A 19,464-nucleotide genomic window follows, 5' to 3' on the forward strand; every position below is an offset into this window, starting at 1 on the left:
GAGAGAATCGGGGGAGGGAGGCGGGGGCAGGAGGGGGAGAAAAAGAACCAGATGGGAAGGCGGTTGGGGGGGGGGGGGGGGGGGGGAGGGGGGGGACCCCCCCCCCCCCCCCCCCCGCGGTCTGGGGGTTCTCGGGGGCCGCGACGGGCGCCCCGACAGCCGCGCGCCGCATTATTCGATGACCAGTTCTTCGAACACGATGGTGACCGTCTCGGTCAGCGCGGAGGTGTCGCCGGCCTTCACCGCGCTGGCGTCGATCTTGCTGCACCAGGCGTTGCGCAGGTTGTAGCGCTTGACGGGGGTGTCCTCGGAGTCCATCAGGATGATGGAGGCGTTCTTGCGCGCCGTGGACATCCGGCCGTTCATCGAGTCGTTGATCCACTGGGTGAACGACGACGACTGGGTCATGCCCCGTACGACGGTGCACTGACCGTCCTTCTTGTTGCCCGGGAGCACGGCCGTCTCGTGCTTGCCGGTGGTGCTGTTGTTCTGCGGGTACTTGATGACGTCCTGTTCGAGGGTGAGGCCGTTGACCTCGGCGAGGTACTCGACCATCACCCCGTCGATCTGGAGCCCGAAGTTGTTCGCTGTGAGGGAGTCACCCGGCATCAGAGCCATGTGTTCGCTGTCCTTCTGGAAATCTGTGAGTGGAGGGTGGGGGCTGGGGCCCCCGGGAGGTGGTGGACGCGCGGGGCGTCCTACTCCTCCAGCTCGCCGCTGCCGCTGGAGAACTGCGCCAGCCGGAAGATCACGAACTCGGCGGGCTTGACCGGCGCGATGCCGATCTCGCAGATGACCCGGCCGAGGTCGACCGACTCCGGCGGGTTGGTCTCCTCGTCGCACTTCACGTAGTACGCCTCGGCCGGGCTCTGGCCGAACAGGGCGCCGCTGCGCCACTCGTTGACGAGGAACGCCGAGACGTTGCGGCGGATGCGGGCCCAGAGGTTGTGGTCGTTCGGCTCGAAGACCACCCACTGGGTGCCGATCAGGATCGACTCCTCCAGGTAGTTGAAGTACCGGCGGATGTTCAGGTAGCGCCAGGCCGGGTCGGAGGAGAGGGTGCGGGCGCCCCAGACGCGGATGCCGCGGCCCGGGAAGGAGCGGATGCAGTTGACGCCGATCGGGTTGAGCAGGTCCTGCTCGCCGCGGGTGATCTGGAGTTCGAGGTCGACGGCGCCGCGCACGACCTCGTTGGCGGGGGCCTTGTGCACGCCGCGCTCGGTGTCGTTACGGGCCCAGATGCCGGCGACGTGACCGCTCGGCGGGATCAGGCGGGACTGGCCGGAGGCCGGGTCGAAGGACTTGATCCAGGGGTAGTACAGGGCCGCGTACTTGGAGTCGTACCCGGCCGTCTCCTGGCGCCAGACCCGGATCTGACGGGCGTTCTGACCGGGCGGCGGGTCGATGATGGCGACCCGGTCGCCCATCAGCTCGCAGTGCGCGATGAGGCCGAGCTGGACGGCCTTGACGGCCTCCAGGTCGATCGCGCCGCGCTGGTAGGCGGCCATCAGGTCGGGCACCGCGACCATGGAGATCTCGTCGATGGCCTCCAGGCCGCCGAAGCCGGTGCGGTCCGCGGAGTCGCCGAGGTAGTGCGCCGGGCCGGGGTGGGCGCTCTCGCCCTTCTCGACCGGGGCGGCGGGCGCGGCGGCCGGCGGGGCGGGCAGCGTCAGGCTCTGGTTCTCCGGGCGGGCCAGCTGCGCGGTGGGCGCGGCCTCCGTCACGGTGATGAGCTTGGAACGCTCCTTCACCTGGGTGACGACGTAGGAGCGGTTGCCCTTCTTGGCGCTCACGTCGAAGGTCTCGACCGGCTTGTCGCCGTCCTTGACGACGAGCTTGAAGCGCTCGGCGGGGCCCTCGCCCTCGGGGTCGGCGACCTCGACGGAGAGCGGGCCGTGCTGTCCGGCGGCGGTGGCCGTCACGGCGAACGTGCCGAGCTGCCGGGGCTCGGCGGCGGGCAGCGCGGCCGGGGCGGAGGTGCCCGTGACCCCGGCGGGAGCGGAGGTACCGTCCCGGCCGGCGGCGGCGTCCTCGGCGGAGCCGCCGACCCGGACGACGTACGCGGCGCTGCCGCCGTTGTTGAAGAACCCGTAGACGGAGTGCGCGAGGTAGTACCCGTCGGTGAAGTCCCCGAAGGCCGCCACGTACTGGGTCCAGTTGGTCACCAGCGTGGGCTCGTTCAGCGGGCCGGTCGGCGCGAGCCCGACGAAGGCCGCCACCGAGGTGCCCACCCCCTCGATCGGGCGCGAGCCGCTGGCCACCTCCTCGACGTAGACGCCGGGCGACAGGTAGGACGGCATGCTCTGCTCTCCTCGGGGTACGAGACAGGACGCCCCTCACCCTCGCGCGCGCGTTGATCCCGCCGAAACGTCCCGGGGTGCCGGAGCGGGGGCACGGGATCTGCCCCCGGCTGTGCCCGTAGGGGCAGGGCCGCGCGTCCAGCCGCTGGTGGGAGCGCCGGTGCCGCGCCCTTTCCCGTCCGCGGGCGCCGAGTTCGTTCGATCTTCACCCTGTGGCCACCCGCCGTTCGTGGGTTAGCCTCCCCGCCTGGCCGGGCTGCGCACCACGCCGGGCCGGCCGTCTCATGCGGCGGCCGGTGACGTGCGGGGCGGGCCGACACCTCGTCGGGCAGGGGCGTGCGATGCGGGGACGACAGGAGAAGCCCGGCCCGGACGGCGGCGGGACGGGCCGCACGGCGGCCGTGCCGGTGCCGAACAGGTCCGCCGGCGGAGCCGGCGCGCGGGAGGTGCCCGGCGGCCCGGCCCCGGCCCCCGGTACCGCGGCCGCGCTCGGCCCGCGCGGGCTGGCGGCCCTCCAGGGCAGCGCGGGGAACGCCGCCGCCTCCCTCTTCCTGGGCAACCGCCCGGCCACGCCTCCGTTCCTCGGCGACCGGCCCGCCGCGTCCCCGCTCCCCGGTGACCGCCTCGCCCCCTCCCCGCCGGCCGGCGGGGGTGGTTCGCTCGTCGTGGCGCGGACGCCGCTGGCCCCGATCGCGGAGGAGGAGGCGGCACCGGCGGAGCGGGCGCCGGCCGTCCGGACCCCGCCCCGCCCACGGCCCGCCCCCCGTGCCCGGCGCACCCCGCCCGCCCCCGGCCGGGGCACCGGGCCGCTCGCCCCGGCGGCGGGCGGCGCGCCGAAGCACCCGCCGCTGGTGCTGCCGCCGTACCTGGCCGACATGACGTCGGCGGGGCTCTCGACCGCCTCGGGACCGACCGGCCACGAGGCGGTGGGCCGGGCGGTCGCCGCGATCCCGGGCGGCGCGAAGGACGACGTGGCGACGGTGGAGCGGGAGCTGGCGGGGCGCCCGGAGTCCTTCTACGGCCACGGCCGGGTCTTCACCGTGCGGGGGCGCGAGGGCGCGTACGACGTCACGGTCTCCGTCCGGCCCGACCCCGGCCACCGTGCGCCGGAGCCGTCCGTGTTCGAGAACCCCGGCGCCGCCTCACCCGTCCTGCCCGAGCAGCGGGCGCCGGCCGACCGGGCGGCCCGCGACGACGACACCAAGGTGGACCAGCAGCACTCCTCGTCCGCCACCGTGGTCACCGACTCCGCCCGCTCCCGGCAGACCGGCCTCAGCGGCTCCGGCACGGTCCTGGTCCCGACGCCCGTACCCGGCATCTGGGGCGGGGCACAGCTCGCCGGCGGCCTCGGCCTGCGCAGCGACCACGACGTGCACCACACCCGGACGGTGGCCGAGCCCCGCACCCTGCGCAGCTCCGGCGGCACGGTCCGGGCGCTGCGCCACGTGCGCTGGACCGTACGGATCAGACCGCAGGGCCCCTACGGCACCGCGCGGGTCGTGGAGGCCGGCGGCACCCTCATCCAGCGCGTCCCGCAGGAACACCTCGTCCCGCTGGGCACCGAGCGGCCCGCCCCCGGCCCGGCCCTCGGCGCGCAGCAGCGCGAGGGCGTACGGCAGGCCACCTCCACGGCGGTCGTCGGCGTGGAGGACAGCGGCGCCCCGCACGCCGGCGGCGGGGGCCTCTTCGACAAGATCGACTCCACCCTGCACCCCCAGGCGGCGCCCCCGGACTCCGCCGGCCGCTCCCGGCTCTACGAGGCGACCGCCGCCGCGACGATCCTCCAGGACCTGCCGCGCCTGCTGACCGGCTGGGTCGCGAGCGAGGACCTGGCGGCCGGTGCCGCCGGGGCCGAGAGCGCCTACCGGATGCGGGCCGACATCGTCTCCCTGACCCCCGCCTGGCAGGCCGGGCAGACCCAGCTGCGCACCCACCAGCAGAGCCAGCACGGCACGGGCGCCACCACGGGCAAGGGCATGAGCGGCATGGCGGGGGCCGGGCCCGCCGTCGGCTTCGGCGCTCCCGGCGCGGGTCCCTCCGTACGCCTCAAGGCGATGCCCGGCGTCAGCTTCCGGCGGATGCGGTTCTCCTCGGCCGACCAGGCGGCGGCCACCCGGCAGGGCGCCGAGGTGCGCGGCGCCAAGGTGCTGTACCTGGGCCGGATCCTGCTGACCGTGCAGGGCACCGGGCCGGCCGCGCCGCAGCACACCGCCGACCCCGCCCGGCGCACGGCCCGGCACACCGTCGACGCCTGGATCAGCATGCGGGCCGAGGAGGCCCGGCACCTGGGGCTGCCGCTGCCCGCCGGCACGGAGGCCGGCGAGCTGTACACCAAGGCGGACCGCCCCCAGGCCGACGGCGCCTCCGCCCCGGACGCCGACGGCGGCCCGCGCGCCCGCGAACGCCACCTCCCGTTCGGCGCGATGGGCTCCAGCGCGGCCCTCACCCACCTCGACACCCGACCCCTCATCGACACGCTGGAGCGGCTGTTCGCGTCCCACCCCCGGCTGGCCGGCTATCTGCCGGGGTTCGGCGAGGACGCCGTCGGCCGGACCGCCGACCGCACGGACGCCGAGGCGCAGCGGCGCAACTACCGGGAGCTGCTGACCGTCCTGTCGGAGACCAACCTGCGGGCCAACAAGGACCAGTTGCTGTCCACCGGTGTCCCCGTGCGCCTGCGCCGCAAGTCCGCGCTGCGGTCGGACGACGTCCAGGTCCGTGTCCGGGGCCGGATCGGCCCGGTCAGCTACCTCGGCGACACCCCCGACTGGCTGGTGCGCAGCAGCGCGGGCGTCGGGTCGAGCGGTCAGACGGGCGGCGTCTCGGCCCGGAAGGCGGGCGTCCAGGGCGCCGTCCAGGGCACCCTGGTGCCCGGCGCGCTGTCCGCGCAGGTGGCCGCCGAGGCCGCGGTGGAGAGCGCCCGCAGCGCCCAGGGCGGGCCGGTGACCCGTACCGACTCGCTGAACAGCGGTGACGTGTCGACCAGCACCTTCGCCACCCGGCTGTGGCTGGACGTGGACGTCACCATGACCAGCCGGGAACGCACCGCGAAGCGGGCCCTCACCCCCGGCCGCCCCGGACGGCACACCCCGGCGGCCGAGCCGATCGCCGGACCGGGTGCCCGCACCGGCGCGGACGACCCGCTGCGCGAACTGAGCGAGCAGGGCCAGGACGTACGGCTGAGCGCCCCCACCGCGACGACCCTGGACGACGAGGCGTACGAGGCGCTGAACCGGCGGCGGGCCGCGGCGCGCCCGGGCCGGGCCGGCGCACTCGACGCCACCGGCATCACCGACCTCACCACCCGGCCCGCGGGCCGCGGTCTGCGGGACTGGGACTTCGTGGAGACCGTCGGGGACGCCCGGGAGATCCGCGACCTGGCCTTCACGCTGCTCGCCCGGGCCGCGCGCGGGGGGCTTACCGACAGGCCGGGGGACACCGCCTTCGAGGCGGAGGGCCTGGCGCCGCGGCTGGCGGTCGAGGAGCGGTTCAGTCCGCAGGCGGTCACGGCGGCCCTGCGGCAGGGTGTCGGCTCGGGCTGGGTGGTGGCGGGCCTGCGGCACCCCAGGCGGCTCACCGCGCTGGACGGCGCGATCGGTACCCGCTTCGCCCTTGTCAACCCCCGTGTGCGGCACCGGAGCACGGGCGCCGGCATGGAGAACATGGCGCTGGGCGGCCACCAGGGCTCCGGGCAGCGGGCACGGACCCGGAGCACCACGTACTCGGGCAACGCCCGGGCGATGGAGACGGGCCGGGGCTGGTCGCTGTGGGAGACCCCGGCCTACCGCCGTACCAAGGCCTCGACCGACGCCGAGAGCGCGTCGCTGAGCGGCACGGTGGAGCGCAACGCCGTCGCCCCGCGCAACCGCCCCCTCTACCTCGTCCAGTGCGACCTGGCCGTCAGCATGGTCGCCGAGGTCGCGGTCAACGGCCGGGGTCCCGGCACGGCGGCCCGGCAGCGGACGGTCCCCGGCAGCGTCGGCCTGTGGCTGACCGCGGCCCAACTGGAGGCGGCGGGGCTGCGCGACCCCGAGGACCGGGCGAGGGAGCAGGCGGAGGCGCTCGCGCAGTTGGGCCCGGACGGCCTGTTCCGCCCGCCCGCGCCGGCGACCGGGTCGCGCGACACCGAGGGCGGGGGCGAGGACAGGGGCAAGCACAGGGAGAGGGAGAGGGACGCGGACACCCCCGCCCCCGTGCCCCTGCCGCGGCAGGCCGGGGAGATGCCCCTCGGGTTCGGCCTGATCGACGAACTGCCCGACTTCGTACCCCTGCTGACGCGCCTGCGCTCGGCCGTGAAGGACCAGGGCCTGGCCGAGGACCTGCTGCCCACGCACCGGCTCGACGACCGCTTCGACAACGTGCAGCGGCTGCTGCGGGTCCTGGACCGCGCCGGTGCCACCGGCCTGCTCGCCGGGGCCATGGACGGCGGCGTGCCCGTGGAACTGCTGCGCAACAGCGCCAGGCCCGGCCGCCGGGCGAAGCCGTACCGGGCCGTGTTCCACGTCCGGCGGACCGGTGCCGGCGAGATCGTCGGGCCGTCCGCCGGCGACCGCGAGATGGAGTACGCGACCGTCGCCGCCGCGCAGCGTACGAGCACGCACCAGGAGAGCGCCTCCGACGGCGTGGGTCTCGTGCTCACCGGCTCCGAGGCGTCCGGGGAGACGGCCGCCGACCGCAGCGCCGGGGTCCTGGGGCCGGCGGCCGGCCGGTCCGGGGCCACCAGCCGGGCCGTCGCCGCGCGCGGACAGACCGGACTGCGGGCCATCGTGGGCGAGGCACCCTCCGTGAAGGTGCGCGTCCCGGTCACCGCCGAACTGGAACTGCTCTCCGGTGACGGCCGGGTGGCCCGCGTCGAACTCGGCGGCGCCCTGGTGCACCGCGCCCTGGAGAAGGACCTGGCCGCCCTCGCCCAGGTGACCCCGGTACCCGAGGAGCGCCTCCCCGGACGGCGGCCCGCCGTCGCGCCGGGCGGCAGCGGCGCCCACCCGGCGGCGCTGCGCACCTGGCGGGCGGCGGGGGCGAGGCTGCCGATGGAGGCGCAGGCCGACGGGTTCCGGGGCGCGCCGCAGGTGCGGGAGCTGCTCGGCCGGGCGATGACGGCCGCCGACGCGGGCACCGGCCTGCGCGCGGGGAGCGCCGCGCACTACGCGCACGGTGAGGCGGTCTCCACCGAGTGGCTGCTGGCCGCCCTGCCGCTGCTGGTGTCCGCCGGCGCCGAGCTGCCGCCGGTGCACGTCTCCGGCGCCGAGGGCCGGGACGTCGACTGCGCGCTGCACGCGCGGCTGCTCGACGCGCGGTTCCTCGGGGAGAGCGAGGCGATGACCTTCGAGACGGTGGCCCAGAGCGGCCCGGAGGGTCCCCGTCCCGCGGGCGTGGAGCACCGGCAGGCGGCGCGGCACGGTCGTTCGGCGGGCTTCTCGGGCGGCGGGGGGCCGGTGCGGGTCGAGCAGTCCGGCCTCACCAACGCGCCCGGCGGGGTCGGCAGCGAGGGCGGCGCGGCCGGCACGGTGGGCAACGCGGCCGGCACGGTGCCGCTCCACAAGCCCAAGGAGACCTCGGCGCTGGTCCAGTTCACCCTGGAGTTCCGGGCCGTGGCGCGGGTACGGCACCGGCACACGCAGCGGGTGCGGGGCCCGGAGTCCGTCGGTGTGCGGGACGGTGTGCTGCCGGTCCCGGTGGTGATCCGGATGCCGGCGTCCGAGGCCCGGCGGTTCGCGGCGGACGGGTAGGTCCCGGCGTCGTTGCCCCCGTCGCTGCCCTCGGGGACCTGGCGGGGGTGGGGGCGTTCCGGTAAGGCTGGGTGGTCAACCGTCCGGTGTCGAAGGGAGCGTCGTGCGCGCGCACGGAACGCGGAGCCGATCGTCCGACGAGCGGGACGCGGCGCCCCGCCACGTGGCCGCGCCCAGCGCGCCGGTGCAGCGGATGCTGAACCTCCAGCGGCTGGCGGGCAACGCGGCCGTGGCCCGGTCCGTCGAGGAGGACCGGCACGAGCACGGGCCCGGCTGCGGGCACGGCGGTGTGGAGGACACCCACCCGACGGCTCAGCGCAGCCTCCTCGACGCCGCGAGGAACACGCCGAGCACGTCGCTGCCCGCGGCCTTCCTCTCCAAGGCGAAGCCGTTCTTCCAGAACGAGCGGCTGTCCGAGGGCCGCCTGCACGACAACCCGATCGCCCAGCGGGCGACCGCGGCGCTGGGCGCGGAGGCCATGACGGTCGGCAAGCACATCTTCCTCGGCCCGAAGGCCGTCGGGAACACGAAGACCCTCGTCCACGAGGCCAGTCACCTGGACAAGAACATCCGGGGCATCCCCGAGACGGGTCACAGCCACGGAGCCGGCGTCACGGTCACGGACCCCAACCAGGGCTCCGAGCGGGCGGCGGACTCCGACAGCGACGCCTTCATGGCCGGCGCCGGCACCGCCCCCTCCGTCGTCACCCAGCGCCAGGTCGCCGACCACGCCACCGACCGGGCCACCGAGCAGGGACCGGCCGTGCAGCGGAGCACGGACGGCGGGGGCGGCACGGCGACGGTGCAGCGGGCGGGGGGCCGTAAGCGCGGTGCCGCCGAGGAGGAGACGGTGGACGAGGCGGTCGCCGCCATCGCGGACCCCCGCGGCCGGGTCGAGAACTACGACGGCGCCGGGATGGGCAAGCGCATCGCGAAGTCGAACACGCAGGTCGCCTGCTGGGAGTGGGCCGTGCGGGCCGCCGAGACCTCGGGGGGCCTCGACCGGGGAGAGTACTGGGCCTACCTCTCGGGGTGGTCCGAGGAGGGAGACGTGAGAGGGCTCGACCAGCTGGAGCCGGCGGTCAAGGCCGAGCTGGACCGGCTGAAGCAGGAGCTGACGGCCGACGGGCTCAGCTCGGGCGTCGCCAACACGGAGCGGAGCGAGGACCTGATCCGCCCCTACATGCAGCGCTCCGTCGAGAACTTCGTGCGGGCGCACGGCTTCCAGATCCAGCGGGACGACCCGGCGGGCTGGGTCGTGTGCCACTACAAGAAGAGCGGCACGGTCGGCTTCCCCGAGCACTTCTGGATCGAGCTGCCCGTCCCGGGAGGCGGCCGGGTCATGGTCCAGACGGTCCCGGACATGGACCACTACGAGGCGGGCGGCACCGACCTCCGGCTGAACGACGCGAACAGCGTGGAAGGCCGTCAGGAAGACGCCGACCAGTACGTGATGATCGAGGTGCCGGTCGCGGCGCTCAAGGGCCGGCACACCGAGATCCTCAACTCCCTGGTCCGCAGGACCACCCGGTCCCGGCGCGGATAGCGGGACGGACCCGTTCGGGCAACCAACCCTGCCCTCACGGCTCCTGACGGACCGTCGGCGACGCCGTAGCGTCGGCGTGTGAGCCTTTGGACTTCCCTGGAGCCCGCGTCCGCCACCGTCGACCCCGGCAGCAGCACGCGCGTGCGGCTGCGGGTGCGCAACACCGGTGATGTCGTCGACGAGTACCGGTTCGAGCCCGTGGGGGACGTGGCGCCCTGGACGACGGTGGAGCCGCCCACGCTGCGGCTCTACCCGGGGACGACGGGGACGGTGGAGCTGACGTTCGCGCCGCCCCGGACGTCCGACGCGACCGCCGGCCCCAACCCGTACGCGGTGCGGATCACGCCGACCGAGCACCCGGACGCGGTGACGGTGCCGGAGGGGAACCTCACCATCACCCCGTTCACCGAGGTGCGGGCCGAGCTGGTGCCGCCGACGGTGAAGGGCCGGTTCCGGGGGCGGCCGCGGCTGGCGGTGGACAACCTCGGCAACACCAAGGTGACCGCCTCCGTCGCCGGCAGCGACAACGGGGACCACCTGTCGTACGACATCCGCCCGGGGAACGTGCAGATCGAGCCGGGCCGGGCGGCGTTCGTGGAGACGACGCTGAAGCCGCGGCAGATCATCTGGTTCGGCTCCAAGGAGGAGCGGCCCTACACGCTGGCGGTACGCCGGTCCGGGGTGGAGCCCACGGAGGTCGAGGGTACGTACGTCCAGCGCGGGTTCCTGCCCGGCTGGCTCGCGGGGGTCTTCGGCATCGTCCTGGCGCTGACCATCGCGTTCGTCATGATCTGGATCGCCTACAAGCCGCAGGTCCGCACCAGCGCCACCGAGCAGGTGGAGAACGCGGGCAGCGCCCTCGCGCCCAGCCCCAGTGCCAGCCCGGAGACGCTGCCCAGCGCGGCCGAGTCGCCCGCCGAGGTGTTGGCGCCGCCCGAGCAGCCCGCCTCCGAGGAGCCGGAGAAGGACGGGGCCGGCGATGGCGGGGGCGGCGGTGGCGGCGGCGGGGAGTCGAAGAAGCCCGAGCCGAAGGGCGTGGTGCCCGCCGAGAACGTCCTGCTGCGCAACACCACCAGCGACATGTGCGCCGAACTCCCCGGCCGGGAGAAGGGGGCCATCAACGGGCCGGTGCAGCAGGCCGTCTGCGACGAGACCGACGGGGACAACCAGATCTGGGACCTGGAGGTCAAGTACCCCAAGGGCGGACCCGGCGGGACGGCTCTCTTCCAGATCCGGAACGTCAAGGACAAGTTCTGCATGGACCTGGGCGAGTACGGGGCCCGGCCCGTCGGGACGCCCGTCGCCGAGTTCCACTGCGACGGCACGACCGCCGACAACCAGCTCTGGTGGGTCGACAAGCAGCCGAGCGGCGACTACTGGATCCGCAACTTCGCCAGCAACAACAAGTGCCTGGACGTGGACGGCGCCGACAACGGCGGTCTCTTCGCCCGGTTGACGATCTGGAACTGCACCAACTCCGACGACCAGGAGTGGAAGATCATCCAGCTGAAGAAGGACTGAGCCGGACCGGTGCCGGCGGCCCGGCGGGGCCGCCGGTCACCAGCCGCCCTCGCCGGGCACCAGCCGTCCGGCCTTGCGGTACTCGCGGCGGGCGCCCTCCAGGAGGTCGCCCGCCGTCACGTGGTCCCCGCGTCCGGCGGCGAGGTAGGCGGCGGTGACCACCGCGCTGCGGATCGACCCGCCGGCCAGCTCGAACTCCCGCGCAAGCGGGGCCGGGTCGATGCCCTCGGCGGACGGGACGTGCGACAGGCCGTGCCGCCACAGCGCCAGCCGCTGGCCGGCGTCCGGGAACGGGAAGTCGACCACCAGGTCCAGGCGCCGCGTGAACGCCTCGTCGATGTTGGCCCGCAGGTTGGTGGTGAGCAGGGCGATGCCGTCGAAGGACTCCAGGCGCTGGAGCAGGTAGGCGCTCTCCATGTTGGCGTACCGGTCGTGCGAGTCCTTGACCTCGGAGCGCTTGCCGAAGACGGCGTCGGCCTCGTCGAAGAGGAGCACGGCGTCGGTGCGGTCGGCCTCCGTGAAGATCCGTTCGAGGTTCTTCTCGGTCTCCCCGACGTACTTGTCCACGATCGACGACAGCTGGACGACGTAGAGGTCCAGGCCCAGGTCGGCCGCGACCACCTCCGCCGACAGGGTCTTGCCGGTGCCGGACTCGCCCGCGAACAGGCCGAGGACGCCCCGGCCGCGTCCGCCGCCCGCGCTGAGCCGCCAGTCGCCGAGGACACGGTCGCGGTGGCGGGCGCGCAGGGCGAGTTCGCGCAGCTGGGTGAGGGGGGCCTCGGGCAGCACCAGGTCCCGCCAGTCCACGGCGGGGCGGATCCGCCGGGCGTGGCTCTCCAGGCCGGACGCCGACTGCCGGCGGGCCGCCAGCCGGACGTGGTCGGCGGTGACCGGCCCGCCGTCGAAGGCCGCGAGGGCGCGGGCGGCCTGCGCGGCCCGCTGGATCCGGTCGCCGCCCAGCCGGTAGGGGGCGACGGCGGTGGCCAGGTCGAACCCGTCGGCGTCCGGGCCCAGCGCGGCCCGCCAGGCGGCGGCACCGCCGGCCCGGCGGCCCGGTGCGTCGAGGACCAGGGGATCGACCGGGGACCAGTGCGGGTCGTAGGGGCGGGGGTCGGTCAGCAGCACGGTCACGTCCGTCGCCGCGGTCAGCGCCCGGACCAGCGGGCCCGGCCGCTCGGGCAGTGCCGACACCACGACGGCCCGGCCGCCGAGGCGGGCCTCGCGCAGCAGCTCGGGGACGCCCGGGAGGTCCTCCTCGGAGCCGGAGCAGCAGAGCGCGTCGAGACCGGCGGCGCGCAGGACGGAGGCGAGCGCGGCCAGTCCGTCCCCCTCGCGCTGTTCGCGGAGGTAGACGGTGAGCGGACCGTCGAGCAGACGCGCCGTCAGATGGCGTACGAAGCCGTCGGCGGCGGCGTCGGTGCCCGTCGGCAGCGGGTCCGGCAGCGGATGCAGCCGGCCGAGGAGCGCGGCGTCCGGGGCGTCGTCGCCGAGCAGATGCCCGGCCAGCCGGTCCGGCACGCGCAACGAGCGGGTGAGGTAGGGCCGTTCGGCCTCCTCCACCTCCAGCAGGCCGAGGGCGCGCAGCGGTGCCGAGGCGTGGAAGCGGGCGCGGACCGCCGCCTGGTGGGCGGGGACACCGCACAGGTCCAGGGCGAGGCTCACGGTGGCGCGGCGGCGGCTCACGTCGTCGTTGAGGTAGCCGTAGAGCGGCTCGAAGGTGCGGTCGACGTCGGGGGCGAGCGCGGTGAGCAGGACTGCGGTGTCCAGCTCGGTCAGCCCGTTCCGTCCGGCCAGCAGCGCCAGCCGGTCACCGGGACCGGCGGGGCCGCCGGCCGGCGCGTGCGGCGGTACGGCAGCGGGGGCGCCGGGCGCCGGCCAGGTGCGCAGCAGATGGCGCACGGCGTCGTCGGACAGGTACAGGCCGCGCAGGGGGTCGTCGGCCGTGGGGTCGCCCGCGGCACGGTGCTCGACCAGCGCGGCCACCCGCTCCCGCAGGGCGGCCAGACGGCCGAGCAGGACGTGCGCGGGGTCGGCGTGCGGGTCGTGCGGGTCCTGCGGGGTGTCGGGGGCGTACGAGTCCTGGGAGTCGTACAGTCCGTGCGAGGCGTGCGAGGCGTGCGAGGCGGGCGAGTCGTGCGAGCCGTGGGCCTCGTACGAGCCATAGGAGTCGTCGTACGGGCCGGAGGCCACGGAGTCGGGGGCCGCCGCGGACGACCCCCCGGCCGAGGCGCTCACCGCCGGTCCGCGCGCCGGTCGGCGGCGTCCTCGCGGGAGGCCGGGTCCTCGCGGGAGCCGGGGCCCGCGTCCTTGCGGGCGGTGCGGGCGGCCGCCACCTGGTGGGGCCGGTGGGAGCGTTCGCTGGACCGCGCCGGTTCGCCCGGCAGCTCGCGCACCCGGACCACCGCGCCCTCCGTGACCGGCGGCCCTGCGTCGTACTCCGGGAAGGCGGGGAAGGGCACGGTCACCACCAGGTCCAGGGACGGTTTCAGCTCGCCGCCGAGCGCGGACCAGATCTCCGCGAGGGAACGGGACTCCGTCTGGGTCCCCGCCACCGTCAGCGGCATGGACAGTTGCAGGGCCCGCAGGCCGGGCGGGAGTTCGGCGGGCGCCAGGACCTCGCGCGGCAGGAGCGTCGCCAGTACGGCGGACAGCAGCCGGTGCTCGTCCTGCGGGGTCTTCGTCCAGGCGGTCACGAGGTACGACAGCTTGAACCAGCGCGGTGGCCGTCGGCGCCGCACCTCGATGTCCCGCTCGTCGCGCACCGACACCCGGCCGCTCTGCCGCCGGGCCACGTCCTCCCGGATGTCGTACAGGTAGGCGTTGACCACCGGAGCGTTGCGCCGGGCCGCCCAGTCACGGGTGGGTGCCTCGAAGGACACGTCGATGCCCGAACCCGTCAGGGCTCCGCCGCCGAGGAGGCCCTTGAGGACCTCGTCCACCTCGTGGATCACCCGTGCGCTCCCGCCCTGCCGTCTCGCCCGCCGCCCTGCGCCACCGATCGTGCCCCGGGCGCCGCCCGTCCCGCAGGCGCACCGGGGACGGCGGCCGGGCATCCCGCCCTGCCCGCACGGCCCCAAGGGACCGTATTCGCTTGCCCGTTCGGTCAGATGTAGCCTTCCCGCAGGGCATAGGCCACGGCGTGTGCGCGGTTGCGCAGATGGAGCCGGGTGGTGAGTCCGTGCATGACGTTCTTGACGGTCCGTTCGGAGTAGGACAGCTTGCCGGCGATCTCACCGGTGTCGAAACCCTCGGCGACCAGTCGCAGGACGTCCACCTCGCGGGGTGCGAGCCCCAGCGAGGGGGCGCCGGGGCGGCCCGCCGCGCCCCGGTGCAACGTGCCCACCTGGCTGATGAGCCGGCCGAGCAGGTCGGCGGGCAGGTCCCCGTCACCGCGGGCGGCGGCCAGCACCGCCTGCACCAGCCGGTGGGCGGTGGCCTCGTGCCGCCAGACGATGGCGCCGACGCCGCACTCGACGACGTCGAGCAGTTCGCTCTCCCGGATCGTGCCGACCACCAGCACGGCGCGCGCGCCCTCGCTGCGCACGAGCCGGCGCAACCGGGTGAGCGTCGCCTCGTCGAGCGTGTCCGCGATGAGGAGGGCCACCGTGCCGGGGCCGGACTCCTCGCGCAGGTCGATCTCGGGGTGGCGGCGCAACTGGCTGACCGCGCCCTCGCGGCTGATCGGGTCCGGAGCGGACACCGCCACCGGGACGCGCCGGTCGGTGACGCCGACGGCCCCGCCGGCGCCGAGGGTATGCGTGGTGGTGGTCCGGGGTGAGTTGAGCAACCGTTTCCCCCCTGTTCAGAAGCCCGCCGTCCGGTGTGGACCGGGGGCGGATGAGCATCTTCCACACTTCTGGGACCGTTGGGGCGAGCGCAATCGTGGAGGACCACGAGGCGCACCACGAGACCAGTGCGGCCGGTGCGGCGGGCGGGTCATCGGGTGGACGTCGCAGCAGGTCAGCGCCGTGGTGCAAGGGCGGAGGCAGGCTCGTGGTGCGGGTGAGGTGGGCCACTTCACACCACCACGGGACCGCAGGCCGCGTCTCACACACCGGGGGAGCATCATCCAGCACGGGAGGCAGCGATGACCGGACCGCTCCGCGAACGCGACGACGCTCTCGCGCTGTTCGCGGCCGAGACCGAACGAGCCCGGGCCGGCACCGGCGCCCTCGTCCTGCTGCGCGGTGCCACCGGCACCGGCCGGACCGCCGTCCTGGAGGCCGCCGCCCGGCACGCCGCCGACCGCGGCCTGCGGGTGCTGCGGGCCCGCTGCTCGCCCGAGGACACCGCGGTGCCCCTGGCCACGGTCCTGCATCTGCTGGGCCCGGTCTCCGAGTTCACGGACCTGGCGCCCGGCGGCGACGACCGCGGCAGCGCGGCCCGGCTGTGGCGGCTGCTGCGTGCCTACGCGGACGAGGGGCCCCTGATGCTGGCCGTGGACGACGTGCACCTGGCCGACGACTCCTCACGCCGCTGGCTGGTCGAGGCCGCCCGGCGCGTGGACCGATTACCGGTGCTGCTGGTGGTCACCGAGCGCAGCCAGTACGACGTCGACCCGCGGCCCGCCGGACTCACCCAGGCCCTGTCCCCCTCCCTCGTGCGCACCCACACCCTCGCCCCGCTCTCCGACGCGGCGGCGGGCGCCCTGGTCCGCGCGGCCTTCCCCGCGGCCGGCGCGCGCTGGACGGCGGAGTGCGTACGGGCGGGCGCCGGCAGCCCCCTCCTGCTGCACGCCCTCCTCGACGACCTGCGCGGCATCCCGCCCACCGAGGACGACCCGTACGCCGGGGGCGACCCGTGCGCCGGGGGCGCCTCGTACGTCGGGGGCGCCCCGTATGCCGGGGGCGGCCCGTACGCCGAGGGCGACCCGTATGCCGGGGGCGGACCGCATGCCGAGGGTGACCCGTATGCCGGGGGCGGACCGCGCGCCGAGGGCGACCCGTACGCCGGGGGCGGACCGCATGCCGAGGGTGACCCGTATGCCGGGGGCGGACCGCGCGCCGAGGGCGACCCGTACGCCGAGGGTGACCCGTACGCCGAGGGCGGCCCGTACGCCGAGGGCGATCCCCACGCCCGGGGTGTCCCGTCGCTGCCCGGCAGCTCGGCCGCGCTGTACCCGGGGGCCTACCCGGCGGCCGTCTCCTGGTGGCTGAACAGCGCCGGTGACGCCACCGTCGACGTGGCCCGTTGCCTCGCGACCCTGGAGCAGGCCTGGCCGCCGGGCCGGCGGGACGCCCCGCCCGCTCCGCCGCCCCCGGGCGGCGCTTCCGTCCCCCCGCCCGAGCACCCGCCCCCGTACCCGCGTCGCACCGACCGCGACCGGGACGCCGGAGGCGCGGGCGGTGAGCCGTACGCGCGGCACCAGCTGCTCGCCGAGGCGGCCGGCGCCGACCCCGCCCGGGTCGCCGGGTGGCTCGCCGCCATGACCCGGCTGGGCCTCCTGCGCCCGGACAGCGCAGGTCAACCCCGTTACGCGCACCCGCTGTTGCGCGACGCCGTGCTCACCGGCTGGCCGAGGTCCCGGCGGGAGGCGGCGCACCGGGCCGCGGCGGAGGCGATGCTGCGCCGCGGCGACCGGGTCGAGGCGGTCGCCCGGCATCTCCTGCGGACGCCGGCCGTCGGCCTGCCCTGGGCCCTGCGCGTCCTGCGCGACGCGGTCACGGTCGCCGTGCACGACGCCCGGCCCGACGACGCCGTCGGCTATCTGCGCCGGGTGCTGGACGAGCCGCTGCCGGACGACCTCCGTCAGCGGCTGCTGACCGAACTGGGCTCACTGGAGTACGCGTCGGCCGACACCCCGGCGGCCATCGCGCGGCTCGCCGAGGCGCAGCACCTGCCGGCCGACCCCCGCAACCGGGTCCGGACGGCCGTGGCCCTCGGCACCGCCCTGGCCGGCCGCGGCGAGATCCGTACCGCCATGGAGGTGCTGCGCCGCACGGAGGGCCGGCTCTCCGGCCACCCCGGCCTCACCCGCACCGTGCAGACCGCCGTCGCGCTGCTGTCCGACCAGGACCTGGCGACCCGTCAGGAGGTGTACCGGTCGCTGTGCGAGGCCGGTGCGCAGTCCCCGGAGATGCTGGGCACCGCCGGACAGGCCCTGCTCGTGCGGTACGCGGCGACGGCCGCGCTGATCTCGGCCGAGGAGGCGATGACCCGCCTGCGGGCCCTGCTGGCGCAGCCCACCGACCCGCTCGCCGAGCCCTTCCTGCTGGGCACGGCCGCCGCGGTCGCCCAGTGGGCCGACGAACTCGACGAGGCGGACCGGCTCGTGGAGCGCGGCCTGGCCGGGCAGCACCCCGCCCTGCTCCACCCGATGCAGCACGCGCTCCTCAACACCCGCGCGGACATCGCCGGGGCACGCGGGGACCACGCCCGGCTGCTCGCCGCCGACGGCGGACCGGGGGGCCGGTCGCCGTCCCGTACCGGCCCCTCCAACCGGGACGCCCACGTCCTGATGGCGCTCGTGCACACCGGCCGCACCGACGAGGCGCGGCGCTTCGCCGACCGGTTCGACCTGCGCGCGGTGCCGGAGAACTGGGAGCTGAACCGCTTCCTGTACGCCCGCGGGGTGCTGCGCGCCGCCACCGGCGATCCGGCGGGCGCGCTCCACGACTTCCTGGAGTGCGGACGGCGCCAGACCGCCCGCGAGGTCGTCAGCCCGGTCGTCACCCCGTGGCGGACGGCGGTCGCGGAGTGCCGGCTGGCGCTGGGCGGCGGCCGGGAGGCGCTGGCCCTGGCGACGGAGGAACTGCGGCTGGCCCGCGTGTGGGACACCCCCCGCACGGTGGGCCGCGCCCTGCGCGTGCTGGGCACCGCGACCGGCGGGCGACGCGGTCTGGAGCTGGCCGAGGAGGCCGTACGGACCCTGCGGAAGGCGCCCGCCGACGCCGACATGGAGCTGATCCCGGCGCTGCTCGCCCAGGGCCGTCAGCTCACCGCCGCCGGGGAACGCGGCCGGGCCCGCGACTGCCTGCGCGAGGCGGCGGAGCTGGCCGAACGCAAGGGCGCCCAGCGGCTGCTCACCCTGGTCGGAGAGGCGCTGCGCGCAGGCGGCGCCCGGGGCCCGGCGACGGCCCGGACCGGCTCGGGGGCCCTGACCGGCAGCGAGCGCCGCATCGCCGAACTGGCCGCCGACGGCCGGACGAACACGGAGATCGCCGACCTGCTGCACCTCGCCCGGCGCACCGTGGAGACCCACCTGACCAGCACGTACCGCAAGCTGCGGATACGCCGCAGGACGGAGTTGGCGGACGCGCTGGGCCAAGGCCGGAGCCGTGCCGCGCCCCCCGGTCCCCCCGCTCCCCCCGACGGCGCCGGCACCGCCGGCTGCGCTCGACGCTGACGAGCGGCGCCCGCGCGCCTCACCCCGCCCGCAGCAGCCGTCCGATCTCCAGCTGCGGGGTCTCCAGCGGGTCGCCGTCCTCGACGTTCCATAGGCTGTTCTGCAGGACGCGGCCGAGGGACCAGGCGCGGGCCCGCTCCCGGTCCAGCCCGAGGACGTCGGTCATCGCGTCGAAGCGCCACCGCGTCTGCGCCGGGTCGTAGCGGTTGTCGAGGGCCGGCAGCAGGTCGAAACCGGGGTCGCCGGCCAGTGGCTTGGGGTCGATGGCGAGCCAGGGCGCGCGGTCGGAGCCGAGGACGTTCTCGTAGTGCAGGTCCCAGTGCAGCAGCCGGTCGCCGGGCTGGTCCGCGACCTCGCGCAGGGCGGCGGCGCAGTCGGCGACCAGCCGCCGGTCCGCCGGGTCCGGGATGCGGTCGAGGGCCCACCGCGTCCGCTCCAGCATGGCCCGCGCGATGTCGCCGAGGCGGCGCACGCCGGGCGGTGCGGGGACGGCGGTGAGGTGGGCGAGCAGCCGGGCGAGGGCGAGGACCGCCTCGCGGGAGTCCTCGACGTGGGCGAGCGTCCGGTGCGGGTCCAGGCGTTCCAGAAGCATGGTGCCGGTGGCCGCGTCGTGGTCGAGCAGCCGCACCGCCCCGTCCCCGTCCCACCGCCGCAGGGCCACGGGCTCCCCCTCGGTCTCCTCGTCGAGGAGCTGGAGCTTCAGCGCCGCCGGTGTGCCGTCGCGGCACACGACGGGCAGCACCAGCGCCGCCCAGCCGTGCATGGACGGTCCGTCGAGGCGGAGTTCCCAGCGGTCCAGGAAACCGGCCGCCAGCGCGGGCAGCCCCGCGACGAAGGCGCGGCCCGCCTCCCCGTTGTACTTCGCCTGCGACACGGCCAGCGCCTGCGGTACGTCGATCACGTCGGCCGACGCTACCGGCACACGGTGCGGCGGGCACGGCATTATTCGGCTCCCTGCCGCTCCCGAGCCCCTCCGAGCGGCGGGAACTCGACGGAATCCGAAGGAGACAGGCGCCGTCGACC

General features: G+C 75.9%; 10 protein-coding genes. 4 read left to right on the top strand and 6 right to left on the bottom strand.

Features of this window, described 5'->3' with window-relative positions; translation table 11 throughout:
* Positions 1–171 precede the first annotated feature (171 nt).
* Both AC07FV_RS26845 and AC07FV_RS26850 read right to left on the bottom strand, forming a co-directional pair.
* Complete coding sequence (locus tag AC07FV_RS26845) at positions 172–618, bottom strand: phage tail protein (RefSeq protein WP_053133134.1); 447 nt, start codon at positions 616–618, stop codon at positions 172–174.
* 80 nt (positions 619–698) lie between these two features.
* The gene (locus tag AC07FV_RS26850) at positions 699–2,300 is read right to left on the bottom strand and encodes a phage tail sheath subtilisin-like domain-containing protein (RefSeq protein ID WP_479089828.1); all 1,602 of its coding nucleotides are present in this window, start codon (positions 2,298–2,300) and stop codon (positions 699–701) included.
* A 341-nt stretch (positions 2,301–2,641) separates the two neighbouring features.
* Here AC07FV_RS26850 and AC07FV_RS26855 point away from each other — a divergent pair, with 341 nt between their 5' ends.
* From AC07FV_RS26855 to AC07FV_RS26865, 3 genes are all read left to right on the top strand, one after another.
* Positions 2,642–8,029: a hypothetical protein gene (locus AC07FV_RS26855; protein WP_479089829.1), complete on the top strand. Its 5,388-nt coding sequence runs from the start codon at positions 2,642–2,644 to the stop codon at positions 8,027–8,029.
* A 103-nt stretch (positions 8,030–8,132) separates the two neighbouring features.
* Positions 8,133–9,575 (top strand): eCIS core domain-containing protein, encoded by a 1,443-nt coding sequence (locus tag AC07FV_RS26860; RefSeq protein WP_479089830.1) that lies wholly within the window; start codon positions 8,133–8,135, stop codon positions 9,573–9,575.
* 78 nt (positions 9,576–9,653) lie between these two features.
* Positions 9,654–11,096, top strand: coding sequence for a ricin-type beta-trefoil lectin domain protein (locus AC07FV_RS26865; RefSeq protein WP_479089831.1), 1,443 nt, complete (start codon positions 9,654–9,656; stop codon positions 11,094–11,096).
* 36 nt (positions 11,097–11,132) lie between these two features.
* Here the strand turns inward: AC07FV_RS26865 and AC07FV_RS26870 are convergent, their stop codons facing one another.
* The 3 genes from AC07FV_RS26870 to AC07FV_RS26880 all read right to left on the bottom strand — a co-directional run bounded on the left by AC07FV_RS26870 (position 11,133) and on the right by AC07FV_RS26880 (position 14,883).
* On the bottom strand, positions 11,133–13,112 hold the full coding sequence (locus AC07FV_RS26870) for an ATP-binding protein (RefSeq protein ID WP_479090060.1): 1,980 nt from the start codon (positions 13,110–13,112) through the stop codon (positions 11,133–11,135).
* Positions 13,113–13,327: 215 nt separating this feature from the next.
* Positions 13,328–14,047, bottom strand: coding sequence for a Pvc16 family protein (locus AC07FV_RS26875; RefSeq protein WP_479089833.1), 720 nt, complete (start codon positions 14,045–14,047; stop codon positions 13,328–13,330).
* A gap of 152 nt (positions 14,048–14,199) precedes the next feature.
* Entirely contained in the window at positions 14,200–14,883 is a 684-nt protein-coding gene (locus AC07FV_RS26880) for a helix-turn-helix transcriptional regulator (RefSeq protein WP_479089834.1), read from the bottom strand.
* A gap of 300 nt (positions 14,884–15,183) precedes the next feature.
* Between AC07FV_RS26880 and AC07FV_RS26885 the strand changes: the two genes are divergently transcribed.
* Positions 15,184–18,441: a helix-turn-helix transcriptional regulator gene (locus tag AC07FV_RS26885; RefSeq protein ID WP_479089835.1), complete on the top strand. Its 3,258-nt coding sequence runs from the start codon at positions 15,184–15,186 to the stop codon at positions 18,439–18,441.
* Positions 18,442–18,460: 19 nt separating this feature from the next.
* Here the strand turns inward: AC07FV_RS26885 and AC07FV_RS26890 are convergent, their stop codons facing one another.
* On the bottom strand, positions 18,461–19,384 hold the full coding sequence (locus AC07FV_RS26890; protein WP_479089836.1) for an aminoglycoside phosphotransferase family protein: 924 nt from the start codon (positions 19,382–19,384) through the stop codon (positions 18,461–18,463).
* Between the last annotated feature and the right edge of the window lie 80 nt (positions 19,385–19,464).

This window comes from Streptomyces sp. NPDC045956 (assembly GCF_056430705.1).

Excerpts from the sequence above, each read along its gene's own strand:
- AC07FV_RS26845 (WP_053133134.1), bottom strand. The coding sequence starts at position 618 with ATGGCTCTGATGCCGGGTGACTCCCTCACAGCGAACAACTTCGGGCTC.
- AC07FV_RS26850 (WP_479089828.1), bottom strand. The coding sequence starts at position 2,300 with ATGCCGTCCTACCTGTCGCCCGGCGTCTACGTCGAGGAGGTGGCCAGC.
- AC07FV_RS26855 (WP_479089829.1), top strand. The coding sequence starts at position 2,642 with ATGCGGGGACGACAGGAGAAGCCCGGCCCGGACGGCGGCGGGACGGGC.
- AC07FV_RS26885 (WP_479089835.1), top strand. The coding sequence starts at position 15,184 with ATGACCGGACCGCTCCGCGAACGCGACGACGCTCTCGCGCTGTTCGCG.
- AC07FV_RS26890 (WP_479089836.1), bottom strand. The coding sequence starts at position 19,384 with ATGCCGTGCCCGCCGCACCGTGTGCCGGTAGCGTCGGCCGACGTGATC.